We start from the raw sequence: 17360 nt of genomic DNA on the forward strand, positions 1-17360 counted from the left end.
AAAGATAATGGACATAATAATATAACAAATGAAATTACTAGGAATAGGCTCAAGAATTAATCATGACACATATGGTTTTGGTGTTGTTACTAATGTTACTGCAAAACATTATTGGGTTACTTTTCAAAAAGACGGATTAGAGACATTAGATCTGGATGAAGAATTTGAGGTTATAGAGGCCTGTGAGGATGACGTGGATACGGTAAGTTTTTATGAAGTAGAGAAAAGCTTAAGAGAGATATTAGAACGATTCTCTGATGTGACGCAAATCGTTCCTCTTGCAGATAAGTATAAGAATGGTACTATGGTGCTCAAACCAGCAGATTCTAACCTGTCTGTAAAAGAAATACCTATTAACACTTTCTGGCATAAAATTGTCATGCTGCGAGATAGACTACGTGTTATGGAGCAAAAGATCAATAGCTCAGATCTAGATGATCAGGCTAAAGTTGATTTACAACAGTACATTACAAGGATATATGGTAGCTTAACGACATTTAACGTATTATTTGCTAGTAAAGAACAGCAGTTTAAAGGTAGTGGTAAGTAGTTTAAGGAATGGCATCTTCAACTTTGAGCTGATGAATACTGCGGTAAAATATTTTCAAAAAAAAATCCAGCTCTTAGAGCTGGATTTTTTTTACATCACTACTTAAAGTAGGTAAGTAGAAGGCCTATTGATTGTTAGGAAACTTCTTTTTATAATCTTCAATAGATTGTTTAACGATTTCCATCGCCTTATCACGACCTTGAAACTCTTCAACCTCTACAGTTTTATTTTCTAATTTTTTATAATCTTGGAAGAAATTACGCATTTCTTTTTTCCAGAATTCTGGTAATTCACTTACATCATTAAAGTGAGCAACAGACATGTCGTTTGCAGCAACAGCGATAATTTTATCGTCCATCTCGCCACCATCTAACATTTGCATGACACCTATTACTTTAGCCTCTACCAAACACATAGGTACAATCTCTATTTGAGAAAGTACTAGAATATCTAGTGGATCTTCATCATCACAATAGGTTTGTGGGATAAAACCATAGTTGGTTGGATAATACATAGAAGAATAGATAACTCTATCCAGTATCAACATACCAGAATCTTTATCTAATTCATATTTTGCTCTTGTATTCTTAGGGATTTCAATAATTCCCATTACTTTTTCTGGCGCATCTTCGCCATAACTTACATCATGCCATGGATGTTGTCTCATAGTTCTCTGTTTTTCAAGGCAGCAAAAGTAGTATGGTTTACGCTTTCGCGAAAGCATTTTCTGATTAACTTATCGATAAAAGTGGTCAGTTTACACCTAAAACAGATTTTTTTACCCATTTCTAAACTTTAAACCCATGTTAAATTGAATCTTCAAGGAAGGAAATGCCATTTTTCACGACTATCTTTAACCTATGATGCAAGAAAGAGCAGGATTTAAATTTGAACTTTTTAACCCTAAAGATGTTGATCCTTTTGATAAACTATTTGGGATTTTTAAAGAACTTATTACACACACTTCAGGTGATTTTGATGAGGCCATTGACTGGCTGCGTGAGCTTGATAAAGAATATAAACTTACCACACCAGATTACACTGTTGATGATTTTATTAATGATCTATTAGAACGTGGATTTATAAAGCAAGAAATTGATCCCAACGCCGGCGGTGATGGAAGTGGTGATGATGAAAACCCAGCCGGTTTTACAATCACTGCAAAGACAGAACAACTATTACGCAAGCATGCCCTAGAACAAATCTTTGGTAACATGCGTAAAGGGAATAGCGGGAATCATAAAACAGGTAAACTAGGCCAAGGTGATGAACACAGTGGAGATTATAGAGCTTATCGTTTTGGTGATGGATTGGACCGTATTTCTATGACTGAGAGTTTGCGCAATGCGCATATCAATCATGGTATGGGAAACTTTAACCTGACTGAAGATGATCTAGTGGTAGAAGACACACAGTTTAAAGCGCAAATGTCTACCGTTTTGATGATCGATATCTCACACTCCATGATTTTGTATGGAGAAGATCGCATCACACCTGCAAAAAAAGTAGCGATGGCACTGGCAGAGTTAATAACGACTCGTTATCCTAAAGACACTTTAGATATTATCGTTTTTGGGAATGATGCGTGGCCCATAAAAATTGCCGATTTGCCTTACCTCAAAGTAGGTCCTTATCATACCAACACGGTAGCTGGATTACAATTAGCCATGGATATACTGCGTCGCAAGCGTAATACCAATAAGCAAATCTTTATGATCACAGATGGGAAACCGAGTTGTTTGCGATTAAAAGATGGTCGATATTATAAAAACAGTAATGGACTCGATGAGTACATCGTAGAGAAGTGTTATACCATGGCGGCACAAGCACGTAGATTACATATTCCTATAACCACATTTATGATAGCCAACGATCCTTATCTACAACGATTTGTAGATGAATTCACCGAAGCTAATCAAGGAAAAGCCTTTTTTACCGGACTGCAAGGTCTAGGTGAAATGATCTTTACAGACTATGAAGCAAATAGAAAGAAGAGATTGAAGTAAAATTAAACAGAAGTATCATAAAATAATATACAATGTCAGTCAGAGCTTGTCGAAGGCTATGTTTTAACTAACCATAAATGTTAATACAAACTGTAAACTGCCTACTGTAAACGGAGACAAAAACATGAACATAGAAAAAATAAATACCTTAGGTCAACTTAAAAAGTCAGGATGGAAATCGAGATCTATAAAAGATGAACTAAGAGATAACCTAAGAGAAAATATAAAAAAAGGAGTCGATTCTTTTACAGGGATTCATGGTTATGAAAATACCGTAATTCCAGAATTAGAACGTGCTATTTTATCCAGGCATAATATCAACTTACTTGGATTGCGTGGTCAGGCAAAAACCCGACTCGCACGATTAATGACAGGTTTGCTGGATGAGTATATTCCATATATATCAGATAGTGAGATACATGACGATCCATTAGCACCATTATCCAGGACTGCCATTGAGTTGATAGAAAAACATGGTGACAAAACACCCATCTCGTGGTTGCATAGAGATGAACGTTTCTATGAAAAACTTGCCACACCAGATGTTACCGTGGCAGATTTAATAGGTGATATAGATCCTATAAAAGCGGCAAACCTTAAACTAAGCTATGCAGACGACCGAGTGATCCACTATGGAATGATACCACGTGCCAATCGATGCATTTTTGTTATCAATGAATTACCAGATCTACAAGCACGTATTCAAGTAGCATTATTCAATATTCTGCAAGAAGGCGATATTCAAATACGCGGTTTTAAGTTGAGGTTAGAGCTTGATATGCAATTTCTATTCACGGCAAATCCTGAGGATTATACCAATCGAGGTAGTATCGTTACACCGCTTAAAGATCGTATAGGTTCACAAATTTTAACGCACTATCCAGAAACCATAGAAATCGCCAAAACGATTACACAACAAGAAGCTCGTAAGGATGAACGTACTGAAAACACCGTAATTGTTCCAGAATTAGCAAAAGACTTGTTAGAACAAATTAGTTTTTGTGCACGTGATAGTGAATATGTAGATGAAAAGAGTGGTGTAAGTGCACGTATGAGCATCACTGCTTATGAAAACTTATTGAGTACTGCAGAGCGTCGTGCACTGATGAATGGAGACGATTCCACCACATTACGCTTCTCAGACTTCACTGGTGTCATTCCTTCTATTACTGGTAAAATAGAGTTGGTCTATGAAGGAGAGCAAGAAGGTGCTGCCTTTGTTGCAAATGAATTAATAGGAGATGCGACAAAGAAATTGTTCCCAGAATATTTTCCTGAAATTAAGAAACTTCAAAAACCGGATGAAGAAACGCCTTATGACAAGCTACTAGAATGGTTCTTTAATAATGATGGCTTAGAATTACTTGATGAACTCAATGATGCAGATTATAAAGCATTATTAGATCAGGTAACGCCATTAACAGACCTAGTTGAAAAATACCAGCCAGAATTCCCTATGGAAGATCGTTATTTCTTGAAAGAATTTATTTTATGGTCTTTAGTAGAGTTTGATAAATTAAGTAAAAAACGATTTACTGAAGGATATCAATTTAATGATTTATACAGTAGTTTTATCAAAGGGATTTAAAATAATAACTTTTGAAAAGATTACTATTATTCATTATACCGTTATTTCTGTGGAGTTGTGCTGATAAAGTGCAACTTCAAGAAATGACAGAAAAAGAGCGACTTAAGGCAGAAGAACTAGCTAATATTATTCAAGATGCTTATAACCATGACAAGGCAGCTGTTTTATCTGATTATTTTGATGCTATTGAATTCTCAAAAAGGGTAAGAATACCTGAATTGCGACCAGGTGAAAAACCACCTCAAATTGTATTGAACATTATTCACCAGATGTTTGAAACATTTAATAATAATTTATTTGAACATCTTGCTGTAAATGCTTCAAAATTAAATTTGTTACACATTCATAAAAAAGATGATGTTATAAGGCTTACTTACATTCTGGAGAATGAAGAATCTTTCTATAATTATTTAGTTTTCTATATTTCTCCTAATAGTCAAAAGGAATTTGAAATAGCAAACATATATAGCGTTTATGATGGATTAAGTCTAGGTCAAAACGTAAATCAATTTGCCAGTAGATATGGATCTAATTCTATGATTTTTTTAAATGGCCTAATGGAGGCGAATAATATCTATTTAGAAGCAGAGTCGTACATGAATCAAGGTGATTTCAAAAAAGCATATCAATTATTGGACTCCATCGATGATAAACATAAGAATGTTCAAAAATATGCCGCCTCTAGGTTAAGATTGTCTGAGTATGTTGATAATGATACTTATAAGAAAGAGCTTCAAAATATGCAATCCATTTCACCTAATCGACAAAGTAAACTATTATATCAATGTATTATTGATGGATTGGATAATGAAGATGAAGAACGATATATAGAATGTTTTATTGAACTAGAAAACCTGCTTTTTGAAACTTAAGCTTCTAATTTTGTAATCAACTCCTCAATAATTCCAGTAAACTCATTATTCTTTTCGGCTTTTCTTTTTGCTTTTTTAGCCATTTTAAGAGCTTTTCTATTTTCACCATTTTTAGCGAGTAAGTGCGCATAGGTTTCTAGGTTAGAAGTAAACTCTTCAAGCTCAATTGAGCGTTGAATTAAAATAAGTGCGCAAGCTATATCTTGTGGATCAGTAAGTTTTTGATAAATTTTCCAAGATAATGCATTGAGTTGGTGCGCATCATACCAGATGGTCTCTAGATTTTCTACTGTCAGTTTAGGGTTAGCACCTGCAATTAGTTCATGTTTTGAAGGTTTGCCACGGTAGGCAAGTAGGTTTCCTACAATAGTCATGTCGTCATGTCTTTCTATCATATCAACCATATCTTCACGTTTAACGGCGCTACCTGTACGACCTAGCACACGCCCGTTTTTAATAAAAAAGTAGGCAGGAATCGAATTCACTTTTAAAATATCGTCGGCAATATTACTGTCGGTATCCATAAAGTATACTGTGGTATCCACGGTTTCATCCTCATCAATGTCTTGCATGATGGGTTTCATATAACGACATGGACCACACCAAGACGCTGTAAAGTATAAAACCTTAAGCTGGTTGTCCTCTAACATTACAGTTTCTTCCATACTTTCATCAGTGACCCAGTTTTGGGCTAGAGTTGGAATGGTTATAACAAGTGCAAAAAAGCTTAAAAGTATCTGTCGCATATCGGATTGTTTGATATAATAGGAACTAATTTTATGCCATCTTTATTGTGGCGATAGGATTGATTGAATTACGCTTTCGCGAAAGCGTAACAAATATAACTGCTATACCTCACAATTTAATAATAGAAAAACCATTTACATAGTTATAGAAAACATGAATAATAGAAAAGAGCAACTCGCAGCACTGGATAGGTTATTAACTATAATGGATGAACTGAGAGAAGGTTGTCCATGGGACCGTAAGCAAACGCTAGAATCTTTACGTCATTTAACCATTGAAGAAACCTATGAGTTAGGTGATGCAATTTTAGATAATGATAGAGCAGAGATTCCTAAAGAGTTGGGCGATTTGTTGTTGCATATTGTCTTTTACTCTAAAATAGGATCAGAGACTGATGAGTGGGATATAGGTACTGTGGCAAATGGTATTTGTGATAAATTAATTTCTAGACATCCACACATCTATGCAGATGTTGAGGTAGCAGATGAAGAAGAGGTAAAGAAAAACTGGGAAGCTCTTAAACTTAAAGAAGGAAAAAGCAGTGTTCTAGAAGGTGTGCCTAAATCCTTGCCAGCACTGGTTAAAAGCTCTCGTATCCAAGATAAAGTAGCAGGTGTAGGTTTTGACTGGGAAAAACCAGAACAGGTAAAAGAAAAGCTAGAAGAAGAACTAGATGAATTGCAAGTTGAGGTTGATAAAGGAGATCAAGATAAGATTGAAGCCGAATTTGGTGACGTACTATTTTCTTTAGTCAATTACGGAAAACATCTAGGAGTGAATCCCGAAGATGCCTTAGAGAGAACTAATAAGAAATTTATAAAACGCTTTCAGTATTTAGAAACCAAGGCCAAAGAAATAGGGAAGCAACTAAATGATATGACACTGGCAGAGATGGATGTGTACTGGAATGAAGCTAAGAAGATATAATATAAAAAAAGCCAACTTTTGATAAGTTGGCTTTTTAAATATATATATGTTTTGTGGCATTATTTGGCAGTTACATAGAAGGCATGTATAACTCCTGGAACAAAAAATATTAGGGTAAGAATTAAATTTATTATAAAATCTTTACCTATTCCTTTATTCATTGCGACACCTACTGGTGGAATAAAAATGTTTAAAATAATGGTTAGAATACTCATGATTGATGTTTTTGATTTACTCAAAGTTATATCAATTTTTAACTTTTTTTCTTAAAAATTATTGAATTGATAATATATTAACTTGTTTGATGTGTTTACGTAATAAGACTTGTTGAATGTATTATCGTTGTTTTATAGAACGATTATATCTGTATTTTTCTATTTTAGTTGCTGTAAACTACACATATGAAACATTTTATACTTTTTTGTTTTTTCAATGCAAGCTTATTCTTAAGTGCTCAAATAGTTATAAATCCCAATCCAGTTGATATTAATTCTGGGATTCTTACCATTACTTATGGATCACAAGGTGATTATTCCTTATTTGATCCTATGGGAGATCCTAATTTACTTCTTTATACAGGACTTCAAACAGATGCTGATCCGTTAACATGGGATTATCACGATGACTTTAGTGATACCAATACATTTGTGGTTTTTAATTTTGACACTACCTTAAATGCATATGTTGCACAAATTGATGTGGCTGGTAGAATGTATCAAGAAGAACCTAGTTTAAACGTGGTGAACTTACCAGCCAATATTGTCGTAAATGATTGGTACTTTATTATCGCCACGACTGATCTGTCTAGACAAAGCGCAGATTTAAAAGGATCTGATTATGGATGGCAAGCGGCTACATTAAGTAATAAGATTGCCAATAAGGATTTAGGTGTTAAAGCTGTAAAAAACGTATTGCTTTTTAGTAAGAAAGAGTTTTATGAGATTGAATTGTATGACCTTACTGGTCGTTTAGTGTTGAAAATCAATAGAAGAATGGAAGAAGACTATCTCGAGATTTTAACGATGCAACCTAAAACATTTTATATTATTAAAATTAGTGGATTACAAGGTCAGCAAGTATTTAAACATTACTTTTTATAAAACTCGGTTTTTTTGTCTAGTAATATAAAAGGCATGAATAATACCTGGTATAAAGAATAATAAAGTCAATAAAATACTAATTGCAAAATCGTTATGAACTCCTCTTTTCATAAATACACTTACAGGTGGAGCTAGAACGTTAAGAATTATGGTTAAAGTACTCATTGCTTTTTCCTACAAAAGTATAGTGAACATGTTTCCTTACGTGTTAAAATTGATATAAAATAAATTTATTAAGTTGAGAGGTATGATTAACTCGCTTAATAGTGCATTTTAATGTAGGATTTTATCTTTAGAAGTTTTTTATGTGCGTTGACATACCCTTTATTAATAGTTTACTCCTTATTTCATGTTGAAATATTTAAAAAGTTTTGACCTATTTGCTGAGGAACGTTATTTCTTATTGAAAGAGAAACAGCAATCGTCTGGCTACTTTTTTTTAGCTAGTGTGATTATAATGATTGGTTTAGTTATTCTCATTTATTGGGATTGGGAATCTATAGATTTCTTTAAAATCATATTGATTTGGGTAGGTATTCAATCCTCATTCATGATTTATCAAAAATTGAATTATGAAGAACCTCGTGATATCGATGCCTTTATACCCATAAATAATGTGTCTTTGAGTTGGTATGATAAATCGAAAAATATTTTCTGGATTGCAGTTTCAACATGTATTATTGGTTTTTTTGTTTATAATGCAATTCAAGCCTGGATAAGTGAAGATTTTAACCCTTTTGAAGGTCTTTATTATCTATTACCATTTATAGTAATAGCGGTCAATGTTTTTACACCACCTATACCATCAATACAAATATATTTTCAAGGGGCTCATTTAAAATTTGTGATGAATTCAGTCATTTACTATGAGTCTAAAACTGATTTTCAAGAAATACGATTGAGTAAAGAAATGATTAGTATGAAATCAATACATGGTAAGGTAGATCGACTTTATCAATATAATTGGAATGATGATCAATTAGAGCAACTCAAAAGCTTTATAAATAAAAAAGCACCTCATATAGAAGTGCTTATTATAGATTGATATTTTTGAAATTATATACCAGTAAAGGTAGCTGGTGTTATGGCTTTCATTTCACTTTTAATAGTTTCACTTACGTCTAGGCCATCGATAAATCTAGCAATACTATCACCTGTGATTTTCTCATTAGTACGTGTTAATTCTTTTAAGGCTTCATAAGGATTTGGATAAGCCTCACGTCTCAATATCGTCTGAATCGCTTCTGCAACTACTGACCAATTATTCTCTAAATCTTGAGCAATCTTAGCTTCATTAAGAAGTAATTTTCCTAAACCTTTCATTGTTGCCTTAATAGCAATAATGGTATGTGCAAATGGTACACCTACGTTACGTAATACAGTTGAATCTGTTAAATCACGTTGCAATCTAGAGATAGGTAACTTTGCAGCAAGATGCTCAAAAATAGCATTTGCGAGACCTAGGTTTCCTTCACTATTTTCAAAGTCGATAGGGTTTACTTTGTGAGGCATGGCGCTAGAACCGACTTCACCTTTCTTAATTTTTTGCTTGAAGTAGTCCATGGAGATATAAGTCCATATATCTCTGTCTAAGTCTATTAAAATGGTGTTGATGCGTTTTAAAGTATCGAATAGAGAAGCCATGTGATCATAGTGCTCTATTTGAGTAGTTGGAAAACTGTGCGTTAAACCAAGTCTACTTTCTACAAAATCTTCACCAAAATTTCTCCAATCTACTTGTGGAAAAGCAACATGATGTGCATTGTAGTTTCCTGTCGCACCGCCAAATTTTGCTGCATGTTGTACTTTATCGAGCATGTTTAATTGCTCATCTAGTCGTACTGCAAATACATAGAATTCTTTTCCTAATCGAGTAGGAGAAGCTGGCTGCCCGTGTGTGCGAGCTAGCATAGGAATATTTGCCCAATCTGCAGAAAGCTTTTCTAAGGTTTCTTTTAGTGCTTCTATTTCTGGTCGGTAAATTTCTTCTACAGCATCTTTTATGGAAAGTGGTATGGCTGTATTATTAATATCTTGTGAAGTCAGTCCAAAATGGATGAATTCTTTATGAGCTTGTAAACCTAGTTTGTCGAACTGTTCTTTAATAAAATACTCTACGGCTTTTACATCGTGGTTGGTGACTTTCTCGATGTCTTTAATGGCTTGGGCATCTTCATCTGTAAAGTTGCGGTACAAGTTTCTTAACTGCTCTTGAGTATCTTCAGGAAATGGTTGGAGTTGTTGGATTCCGCTTTCGCTTAAAGCGATAAAATATTCAATCTCAACCAAGACACGATAACGTATCAAAGCAGATTCTGAAAAGAAAGGAGCAAGTGTGTCGACTTTTGAACGGTAACGACCGTCTATAGGAGAAATAGCTTGTAAAGCAGTAGGCATAAGTTCTATCTTTAAAGCGTGCTAAATTACAATTTTAAAAGCTGATTTATCTCTAATTAGGAATCTAATTTTGCAATGATGCGTCTGGCGCTAGACTTGAAACCATTGCCGTAATTTTCGTCTAGTTTTTGAAGTAAAATAGGTTTAAGCTCTGGATAAATCCAGTCAAATTCTTTCCCAAATTCAAATAGTGAATACACGGCATAGGCCATATTTGCGGTCTTGTCCGTAGTGATTAATACCTGAAAACAACCTTCTACCATTTGCTCACGTATAGTTTGAGTCAATAAGGATTTTACAATGCTTTCTTTTTTGCAGTAGTACTTTTTAGAAAGGATGCTTGATATTTTACAAAGCGCTCGCATACCCGAAGAGTTGATGGGCATTTCATATAATGCTCCTATTTCTTTGAGATAGGGATAACAAGATTTTTCGTGAAGTAAAAATGATTGCTCCAGCGACCAGCAGGCTTGATGAGAAACGCCGCTTTCAGGTTTACATAAGTCGATTAGTTCTGATAGTAAATTACTTTCTACTGCTGCGACACCTATTCTCACGCGCTCGTCTTTATAAGCTTTGAGGTTTTGGAGTTCTGTTTTGAATTGGTTAACGGTCATTAATCTAAAAAAGCCTTGTATTCTGGTTTGTATTTACCGAATTTTTCCATATCCGCTTTAGTATAAATAGCATTTTCTATATCACTGCATATAAAATGAAGAGCGTCTTTAGCGTCGATCTCTTGAAGACCAATTCTACTTCTATTTTGTTTAGGATCATTTTTATCATCAATCACCCATATTTCTTTATAAGCTTTATCGCTTAATATACTTTTGGTATCGCACAGCTCATCCTTAGTAGATGCATTTGAATAAACAGTATATATGGTTCTGTTTAAGGTTTTAACATCACCTAAAGGTTCATCTGTAAACTGGACGCTATAGAGTATTTTTATATCTGGAGTTTCATTAACCGAATCTACTTCAAATTGTCGGGATGTTTTAACACAATTTTCATTAGTTCCACTACAGGACCAATATCCATCTTTACTCTGTAATTCAAGATTTACATCACAATAATAACAGGAGACAGAACGATTACTAATTTTATAGCCTTCTTTAAATGCTGTGATTAATGCTGCAGTTTGAATTTTATTTGTCGTGTTGGTTGCTATAAGTGCATATTCAAAGTCATCATTATTAAGAGTTTTAATTTTTTTAATGCTAAAAGTTCCAGCTTGAAAAAGATAAGGCGTTTCTGAATTATTAATCATGTTGTTCCATGAGCTAACCAAATCCTTTTGTTCTATTGGTTCACCGTCATAGTTGTAAAACACAAGATCTTCTACTTTTTGAGAAGTTAAATCATCTATGGAGTTATTTTCAGAGCAAGAGAAAAATAATAAGCATGTTAATAATAAAAGAGGTAACTTTTTCATAATCAAGATTTTGATGAAAATATATAAAAATAATCTTAAATCAAAACTCCATATTCAACAAATCAGCCACCTTTTGAACACCAGTACTCGCATTCTCAGCAAACACTTTAAGTCTACCATTACTCTCTAAAGATGGATGTGGATCTACAAAATAAATAGGGCAGTGGTCAGGAGCATAATCTTTTAATCCAGCAGCTGGATAAACTTGTAATGATGTACCGACAATGAGTAACACGTCTGCTTTTGCGGTAATTTCTATCGCTTGTTCCATAGCAGGAACTTCCTCACCAAACCAAACGATATGTGGTCGCAATTGTGATCCAGCATCGCAAAGATCGCCTAAATGTAAATCATCTTTCCAGTGTAGCTGGTCATGATAATTCTTGCTACTGCGCACTTTACGTAACTCACCATGCAAGTGTATTATATTACTAGATCCTGCGCGTTCATGCAAATCATCTACGTTTTGTGTAATCACGTGCACATTAAAATTACGTTCCATTCCGGCAATACAATGGTGTGCTAGATTGGGTTCGACCTCTTTCAATTGTGCTCTACGCAGGTTATAAAAATTTAAAACAAGCTCAGGATTTGCGGCAAAACCTTGTGGTGACGCTACTTTCATCACATCGTGTCCTTCCCATAATCCACCAGAATCTCTAAAGGTGGAAATACCACTTTCTGCACTTACTCCAGCGCCTGTTAATACAACTAAGTTTTTCATGCATACAAGTTATAATTTCTTTGCTTGTATTACAATAGGTTTTCCCATAGAACTGGTAAAGAAAAGATAATCGGTCTCGTGTTCTTTGAGTTGATATTTTGTGCGTAGTTGGTGCACGCTTTCGCGAAAGTTTCTGGTGACGACAGCGCGATGACTTTTGGCATATGTGCGCTTGATATCTTTGGGTTTATATGCTTTTACCTCTTCTATGATAAAGGTTCTGCCAGGGAAATCGGTGCTTTTTTTACCAGTAAAAAGATGTGCGTCTTGATCGATTTTTGAAACTCCATACGTTTCACACAGGTGACCGAATGCTTGTGATTTCATTATAGCGGCATTAGGTTCATAAAGATAATCCAGTGGTTCACTGAGTTCAATACTAGCGATATCGCCATGATTTAATATCAGGTCAGGTTGTTGGCTTTCTAAGTTCACGCAATGAATAATCACCTCATTTACGTCTTTTTCTAGAATCCATAAAAGTTCTTTTACATCATTCTTTACAGCGATGATATGTATTGCACAAACGTTTTTAAGTTGCTTTAATCCAGCTGTTATATCTAGCATGGGTGATGTTTTGATCATCACTTTCTTTCCTTTAGAAAGTAGTAGATCTAGATTCTTAATAACATTAGGCTCATAATCTTCTAACTGTATCGCTTTGCTTTTTGTGTCGGTTTTGCGACTAGGATCTATATAGATTAAATCATATATAGATGTGCTTTCAATAAGATATTGCAGTCCGTCACCAGCATAACTTTTGGTGGTTAATTCTTGTGCAGTAAATAATTGTTTAGCTAGTCTTTGTAAGTCTTTATTAAGTTCTATATGTGTGGTGTTGGTATACGCTTTCGCGAAAGCGGAAGTATCAATTCCAAATCCACCGGTAAGATCTATCATTTTCTCACCTTGAAAAAGGTTTGCCTTATAAGTAGCGGTAGACCAAGAACTGGTTTGCTCTAAGTTTACCTTAGGAGGGAAAATTACTTGATCATTATTGAAAAGTGATTCAAACTTTAAACGTGCTTTTTGCAACCCGACAAGCTGTTGTGTAAGTTCTTGCGGACTAATACTATCAAAGGGATGTGACTTTAAAAGAAATGAAGCAGCGTTTACATGGAGATGTTCCAATAAATATTCTCGCACTATAGGCTGTAACAGCTTTAAATTCATCTATAGATTGCGTGTCAATTTTTGAACAATCTTGTACTCGCTCAAGAATTCTTTAGAAATCACTTTTAAAGCGGTATATGTGGGAATAGCAAGTACTAGTCCTATAATGCCAAACAATAATCCAGCGATTAATATAATTATGAAAATCTCTAAAGGATGTGACTTTACACTTTTACCAAATATAAGTGGTTGATTAATAAAGTTATCTATTAATTGAACAATAGAGTATCCTATGGCTACTATGACCAGCTTAGGTAATATGGTATGTGTAAAATCTGCTCCTAGATTATCACTAATGACAAATCCCATCATTAAAATAGAACCTATTGCTGGACCCAAGTAAGGAATCAGATTTAATAGGGCACAGAAAAAAGCTATGATTAAAGCATTTTCTACTCCTACAATAAGTAAAATGATACTATAGAGAATAAATAGAACAAATACTTGAAGAACCAACCCTATAAAGTATCTAGAAAGCAGTTTTTTTATTTTGTTGAACGCTCTTAGGAATTGTCCTTCGGTTCCTTTTTTTGAGAAAACGAGTACTCCTTCAACCAGTAGTCTACTATCTTTAAGTAAAAAGAAAGCGATAAAAATAACTGAAAATAGTCCAATCATGATATTACCTAACGTTCCAAAAATTCCATTTACAAACTGAGGAATTAACTCTACATCAAAGTTTTGTACATATTCTAATCCTTGAATGCGCTCAAAAATATTAACACGTTTAATCCCAAAGTATTCACTTATTTCAATATTAAGAACCTCGAGGTTACCTTTTACTTCTTCAATATCAATGCGGCTTAGATTCTCACCTTGTTCTAGCATGATCGGTATAATCATATAAGTAACTCCGGCAAGAATAAGTAGGATGAAAAATATAGTGATTATGACTGCTAGGGTATTATGAAATTTTAATCGATCTCTCAAGAAGACTACAATTGGTCTACCGATTAATGAAATAACAGCTGCAATCCCTATGTATAATAATACCGATTGAATTTTCCAAATAAACCATAATAATACAAAGACACCACCTATAATAAGTAGGGCTCTTAAAATACCATATGCTATGGATTTGGAATTAAGTAATGGTGTAGACATAGATTAGTTTGTGAAAACGTATTTTATAATATTAGCTCCCATGTCTAGCGCTTTCTTGCGCACAGCTGGTGGGTCATTATGTACTTCTGGGCTTTCCCAGCCATCTCCTAGATCTGATTCAAAGGTAAATAATAGGACTAATCTTCCCTCATGAAAAATACCTAAAGCTTGTGGACGTTCACCATCATGTTCGTGAATTTTAGGTAAGCCCTGTGGGAATTGAGTATGATTATTAAATATCTCGTGACTAGCCGGTAATTCAATAAGTTCTTTATCTGGAAATAATTTAAGTAGTTCTTTTTCTAGATATGGTTTCATTCCATAATTATCATCAATATGCAGAAAACCGCCGCTTAACAAGTAATTTTTAAGATTAGATAAATCATCTTCACTAAAAACCACATTACCGTGACCAGTCATGTGTATGAAGGGATATTGAAAAATATCAATGCTGTTTGCTTCAACAGTAGCGATGTCTTCAGAAAGTGTAGTTCCTATTTCTTGATTACAATAGGCAACTAGGTTAGGAAGTGCTGTAGGGTTAGAATACCAATCACCACCACCATTATACTTAAGTACAGCGACATCTTGTGCCATAACAAGGTATGTAGAGCAAAAAAAGAGTAGTATAAAATTCTTCATATGTTCAAATATCTAACAATCTTAATAAGCAAGGATACATTATTAACAAATAATTGTTAGATAAAAGTGAAATTAAGGTTAAGTCGTTACGATTAATTATATATATTTAAATCCCCTTAAATCAATTATCATGCAAATTAACACTTCGCTAAGAATCATTATTCCCACTTGTTCTATGTTACTCGCATTAGGAACTGTTGCTTTTCAAAGCATTGAGGATTATTCAAAGAAAGAACAAAAAGAAAATATTCATCAAATAGAAGTTCAACAACAAGTTGATCTTGATGGTGTTTTGCTCATTGAAAATGAACAATAGGTTTAAATAGACCTTAATTGTTTATAATATTCAATGTTGCTGCGGTGTAAACACCTGCTGTTTCTGTGCGCAATCTAGTTGCACCCAAACTTACTGGCTTAAAATTATTATTTAATGCTAGTTCAATTTCTAGTGGCGTAAAATCACCTTCTGGTCCTATAAGTACTGTTGCCGAGTTACCTTTACTTATCATATTGATGAGGTGGTTTTTATCACCATCCTCACAGTGTGCTATAAACTTGGAACCTGATAGGTCTGAGTTTATAAAATCTTCAAAAGTGGTAAGCTCATCTAGTTTTGGCTTATGGAATTGTAGTGATTGTTTCATCGCACTAATGATAATACGATTAAAACGATCTAGATTAATTTTTTGTCGTTCGCTATGTTTACATAAGATAGGTGTAATTCTAGTGATTCCCATTTCTGTTGCTTTTTCAAGAAACCATTCCATGCGATCATTCATTTTAGTAGGAGCAATGGCGATGTGTAATTGATATGGTAATGGTGGATACGCTTCCGCGAAAGCGATATCTAAATCACATCTATTACTAGTGATGTGATTTATAGTTCCATGATACAGATTGCCCTTACCGTCAGTAAGATTAATTTTATCACCGATTTTCTTGCGTAAAACTTTAAATACATGTCTGCTTTCTTCTCGATCTAATGTGAAAGATGTGGATTCTGTATCTAACTGAGAATTATAAAATAATTGCATTACATATGTATTCTAGGTGAAGCAGTCGTGTCTAATCCTGCAAAATCATTTTCTAAATATTTGAAATAACCTGCAATCCCTATCATGGCTGCGTTATCTGTGGTATACTCAAATGGCGGGATAAAGGTTTTCCATCCTTTTGATTCCATAGATTTAAGATGTTCTCTGATACCAGAGTTTGCACTTACACCACCACCTATAGCAACTTGTTTTATACCTGTTTGAATAACTGCTTTTTCTAATTTTTTAAATAAAATTTTAATTAAGGTATATTGAATACTGGCACAAATATCTTCTAGATTTTCTTTTATAAAGTCTTCGTTTTTTTTAGTCTCTCTTTGAAGAAAATATAAAACGGCAGTTTTAAAACCACTAAAGCTGTAATTAAGATCTGGTGCTTTAGGGACTGGAAACTCAAATTTTCTTGGATTTCCTAATTTAGCTAATCGATCAATTTGTGGTCCTGCTGGGTAACCTAGTCCCAGAATTTTACCTGATTTATCAAAAGCTTCACCAACCGCATCATCTTGAGTTGTACCTAGTACAACGAGATTACTAGAGCTATTGACTTGAACTATTTGAGTGTGTCCACCACTTATAGTAAGTGCTAAAAAGGGATAACTAGGTTTTTCCTGACCATCATCTATAAAATGCGCTAGAATATGACCATGCATGTGATGTACATCTAGTAATGGTATATTTAACGATAATGCTAATGATTTTGCAAAACTGGTACCTACTAATAGACTGCCCATTAAACCTGGACCTTTAGTAAATGCAATGGCGCTTAATTGTTTTTTGTCAATTTTTGCCAGTTTAAGAGCTTCCTCAACAACAGGAATAATATTAGATTGATGTGCTCTAGAAGCGAGCTCTGGCACTACACCACCATATTGTTCGTGTATTTTTTGGTTAGCGACGACATTAGATAAAACGCGGTCATTTTCTAGAATTGCACAAGCAGTGTCATCACATGAAGACTCAATTGCAAGAATGTATGTATTTTGTGTGGGCATTATGATACTAAGGCATAAAAATTGGTGACATTTGCAAAAGTAAAT

21 protein-coding genes are annotated in these 17360 nt (G+C 34.2%); 8 read left to right on the forward strand and 13 right to left on the reverse strand.

Annotation, left to right across the window (positions count from 1 at the left end):
- Positions 1-28 precede the first annotated feature (28 nt).
- A complete protein-coding gene (locus IL45_RS12690; RefSeq protein WP_036584562.1) occupies positions 29-550 on the forward strand; it encodes a hypothetical protein in 522 nt (173 codons plus the stop codon).
- 124 nt (positions 551-674) lie between these two features.
- Here IL45_RS12690 and IL45_RS12695 read toward each other — a convergent pair whose 3' ends face one another.
- Positions 675-1217, reverse strand: a complete 543-nt coding sequence (locus IL45_RS12695; RefSeq protein WP_036584563.1) for an inorganic diphosphatase — start codon at positions 1215-1217, stop codon at positions 675-677.
- Positions 1218-1410: 193 nt separating this feature from the next.
- Between IL45_RS12695 and IL45_RS12700 the strand changes: the two genes are divergently transcribed.
- The 3 genes from IL45_RS12700 (at position 1411) to IL45_RS12710 (ending at position 5016) form a co-directional block, all read left to right on the forward strand.
- On the forward strand, positions 1411-2556 hold the full coding sequence (locus IL45_RS12700; protein WP_081866614.1) for a vWA domain-containing protein: 1146 nt from the start codon (positions 1411-1413) through the stop codon (positions 2554-2556).
- Between the two features lie 124 nt (positions 2557-2680).
- Complete coding sequence (locus IL45_RS12705; RefSeq protein WP_036584568.1) at positions 2681-4144, forward strand: hypothetical protein; 1464 nt, start codon at positions 2681-2683, stop codon at positions 4142-4144.
- Positions 4145-4155: 11 nt separating this feature from the next.
- A complete protein-coding gene (locus tag IL45_RS12710) occupies positions 4156-5016 on the forward strand; it encodes a hypothetical protein (RefSeq protein WP_036584570.1) in 861 nt (286 codons plus the stop codon).
- Here the strand turns inward: IL45_RS12710 and IL45_RS12715 are convergent.
- Complete coding sequence (locus tag IL45_RS12715) at positions 5013-5762, reverse strand: thioredoxin family protein (RefSeq protein ID WP_036584572.1); 750 nt, start codon at positions 5760-5762, stop codon at positions 5013-5015. The two genes, IL45_RS12710 and IL45_RS12715, sit on opposite strands and share 4 nt — an antisense overlap.
- Positions 5763-5916: 154 nt before the next feature.
- On the opposite strand from IL45_RS12715, the gene mazG reads away from it, so the two are divergent.
- Entirely contained in the window at positions 5917-6690 is a 774-nt protein-coding gene (gene mazG / locus IL45_RS12720; protein WP_036584575.1) for a nucleoside triphosphate pyrophosphohydrolase, read from the forward strand.
- Between the two features lie 59 nt (positions 6691-6749).
- Here mazG and IL45_RS12725 read toward each other — a convergent pair whose 3' ends face one another.
- On the reverse strand, positions 6750-6905 hold the full coding sequence (locus IL45_RS12725) for a YqaE/Pmp3 family membrane protein (RefSeq protein WP_036584577.1): 156 nt from the start codon (positions 6903-6905) through the stop codon (positions 6750-6752).
- A 186-nt stretch (positions 6906-7091) separates the two neighbouring features.
- Between IL45_RS12725 and IL45_RS12730 the strand changes: the two genes are divergently transcribed.
- A complete protein-coding gene (locus IL45_RS12730) occupies positions 7092-7790 on the forward strand; it encodes a hypothetical protein (RefSeq protein ID WP_036584580.1) in 699 nt (232 codons plus the stop codon).
- Here the strand turns inward: IL45_RS12730 and IL45_RS12735 are convergent.
- Entirely contained in the window at positions 7785-7955 is a 171-nt protein-coding gene (locus IL45_RS12735; protein WP_036584583.1) for a YqaE/Pmp3 family membrane protein, read from the reverse strand. The two genes, IL45_RS12730 and IL45_RS12735, sit on opposite strands and share 6 nt — an antisense overlap.
- A gap of 184 nt (positions 7956-8139) precedes the next feature.
- Between IL45_RS12735 and IL45_RS12740 the strand changes: the two genes are divergently transcribed.
- A complete protein-coding gene (locus IL45_RS12740; RefSeq protein WP_036584585.1) occupies positions 8140-8835 on the forward strand; it encodes a hypothetical protein in 696 nt (231 codons plus the stop codon).
- Positions 8836-8846: 11 nt separating this feature from the next.
- Here the strand turns inward: IL45_RS12740 and purB are convergent, their stop codons facing one another.
- The 7 genes from purB to IL45_RS12775 are packed head-to-tail and all read right to left on the reverse strand — an operon-like array spanning position 8847 to position 15265.
- A complete protein-coding gene (gene purB / locus IL45_RS12745; protein ID WP_036584587.1) occupies positions 8847-10187 on the reverse strand; it encodes an adenylosuccinate lyase in 1341 nt (446 codons plus the stop codon).
- 56 nt (positions 10188-10243) lie between these two features.
- Positions 10244-10804, reverse strand: coding sequence for an adenylosuccinate lyase (locus tag IL45_RS12750; RefSeq protein ID WP_036584590.1), 561 nt, complete (start codon positions 10802-10804; stop codon positions 10244-10246).
- Complete coding sequence (locus tag IL45_RS12755) at positions 10804-11622, reverse strand: hypothetical protein (protein ID WP_036584592.1); 819 nt, start codon at positions 11620-11622, stop codon at positions 10804-10806. The genes IL45_RS12750 and IL45_RS12755 overlap by 1 nt, the downstream gene beginning before the upstream one ends.
- Positions 11623-11662: 40 nt before the next feature.
- On the reverse strand, positions 11663-12346 hold the full coding sequence (locus IL45_RS12760) for an SIR2 family NAD-dependent protein deacylase (protein ID WP_036584594.1): 684 nt from the start codon (positions 12344-12346) through the stop codon (positions 11663-11665).
- Between the two features lie 9 nt (positions 12347-12355).
- The gene (locus IL45_RS12765) at positions 12356-13519 is read right to left on the reverse strand and encodes a THUMP-like domain-containing protein (RefSeq protein ID WP_036584596.1); all 1164 of its coding nucleotides are present in this window, start codon (positions 13517-13519) and stop codon (positions 12356-12358) included.
- A complete protein-coding gene (locus IL45_RS12770; protein ID WP_036584598.1) occupies positions 13520-14623 on the reverse strand; it encodes an AI-2E family transporter in 1104 nt (367 codons plus the stop codon).
- Positions 14624-14626: 3 nt separating this feature from the next.
- On the reverse strand, positions 14627-15265 hold the full coding sequence (locus IL45_RS12775; protein ID WP_036584599.1) for a DUF4159 domain-containing protein: 639 nt from the start codon (positions 15263-15265) through the stop codon (positions 14627-14629).
- Between the two features lie 130 nt (positions 15266-15395).
- Between IL45_RS12775 and IL45_RS12780 the strand changes: the two genes are divergently transcribed.
- Complete coding sequence (locus tag IL45_RS12780; RefSeq protein WP_036584600.1) at positions 15396-15581, forward strand: hypothetical protein; 186 nt, start codon at positions 15396-15398, stop codon at positions 15579-15581.
- A 13-nt stretch (positions 15582-15594) separates the two neighbouring features.
- On the opposite strand, the gene IL45_RS12785 is transcribed toward IL45_RS12780, so the two are convergent.
- Both IL45_RS12785 and tsaD read right to left on the reverse strand, forming a co-directional pair.
- Positions 15595-16299 (reverse strand): 16S rRNA (uracil(1498)-N(3))-methyltransferase, encoded by a 705-nt coding sequence (locus IL45_RS12785; protein WP_036584602.1) that lies wholly within the window; start codon positions 16297-16299, stop codon positions 15595-15597.
- Positions 16299-17315 (reverse strand): tRNA (adenosine(37)-N6)-threonylcarbamoyltransferase complex transferase subunit TsaD, encoded by a 1017-nt coding sequence (gene tsaD / locus IL45_RS12790; protein WP_036584604.1) that lies wholly within the window; start codon positions 17313-17315, stop codon positions 16299-16301. Before tsaD ends, IL45_RS12785 begins: the two co-directional genes overlap by 1 nt.
- Positions 17316-17360: the final 45 nt, after the last annotated feature.

Source organism: Nonlabens ulvanivorans (assembly GCF_000732625.1).
GTDB lineage: Bacteria > Bacteroidota > Bacteroidia > Flavobacteriales > Flavobacteriaceae > Nonlabens > Nonlabens ulvanivorans.

Coding starts and splice junctions, on each gene's coding strand:
- IL45_RS12690 (WP_036584562.1), top strand. CDS start 29: ATGAAATTACTAGGAATAGGCTCAAGAATTAATCATGACACATATGGT.
- IL45_RS12695 (WP_036584563.1), bottom strand. CDS start 1,217: ATGAGACAACATCCATGGCATGATGTAAGTTATGGCGAAGATGCGCCA.
- IL45_RS12700 (WP_081866614.1), top strand. CDS start 1,411: ATGATGCAAGAAAGAGCAGGATTTAAATTTGAACTTTTTAACCCTAAA.
- IL45_RS12705 (WP_036584568.1), top strand. CDS start 2,681: ATGAACATAGAAAAAATAAATACCTTAGGTCAACTTAAAAAGTCAGGA.
- IL45_RS12715 (WP_036584572.1), bottom strand. CDS start 5,762: ATGCGACAGATACTTTTAAGCTTTTTTGCACTTGTTATAACCATTCCA.
- mazG (WP_036584575.1), top strand. CDS start 5,917: ATGAATAATAGAAAAGAGCAACTCGCAGCACTGGATAGGTTATTAACT.
- IL45_RS12725 (WP_036584577.1), bottom strand. CDS start 6,905: ATGAGTATTCTAACCATTATTTTAAACATTTTTATTCCACCAGTAGGT.
- IL45_RS12730 (WP_036584580.1), top strand. CDS start 7,092: ATGAAACATTTTATACTTTTTTGTTTTTTCAATGCAAGCTTATTCTTA.
- IL45_RS12735 (WP_036584583.1), bottom strand. CDS start 7,955: ATGAGTACTTTAACCATAATTCTTAACGTTCTAGCTCCACCTGTAAGT.
- IL45_RS12740 (WP_036584585.1), top strand. CDS start 8,140: ATGTTGAAATATTTAAAAAGTTTTGACCTATTTGCTGAGGAACGTTAT.
- purB (WP_036584587.1), bottom strand. CDS start 10,187: ATGCCTACTGCTTTACAAGCTATTTCTCCTATAGACGGTCGTTACCGT.
- IL45_RS12750 (WP_036584590.1), bottom strand. CDS start 10,804: ATGACCGTTAACCAATTCAAAACAGAACTCCAAAACCTCAAAGCTTAT.
- IL45_RS12755 (WP_036584592.1), bottom strand. CDS start 11,622: ATGAAAAAGTTACCTCTTTTATTATTAACATGCTTATTATTTTTCTCT.
- IL45_RS12760 (WP_036584594.1), bottom strand. CDS start 12,346: ATGAAAAACTTAGTTGTATTAACAGGCGCTGGAGTAAGTGCAGAAAGT.
- IL45_RS12765 (WP_036584596.1), bottom strand. CDS start 13,519: ATGAATTTAAAGCTGTTACAGCCTATAGTGCGAGAATATTTATTGGAA.
- IL45_RS12770 (WP_036584598.1), bottom strand. CDS start 14,623: ATGTCTACACCATTACTTAATTCCAAATCCATAGCATATGGTATTTTA.
- IL45_RS12775 (WP_036584599.1), bottom strand. CDS start 15,265: ATGAAGAATTTTATACTACTCTTTTTTTGCTCTACATACCTTGTTATG.
- IL45_RS12780 (WP_036584600.1), top strand. CDS start 15,396: ATGCAAATTAACACTTCGCTAAGAATCATTATTCCCACTTGTTCTATG.
- IL45_RS12785 (WP_036584602.1), bottom strand. CDS start 16,299: ATGCAATTATTTTATAATTCTCAGTTAGATACAGAATCCACATCTTTC.
- tsaD (WP_036584604.1), bottom strand. CDS start 17,315: ATGCCCACACAAAATACATACATTCTTGCAATTGAGTCTTCATGTGAT.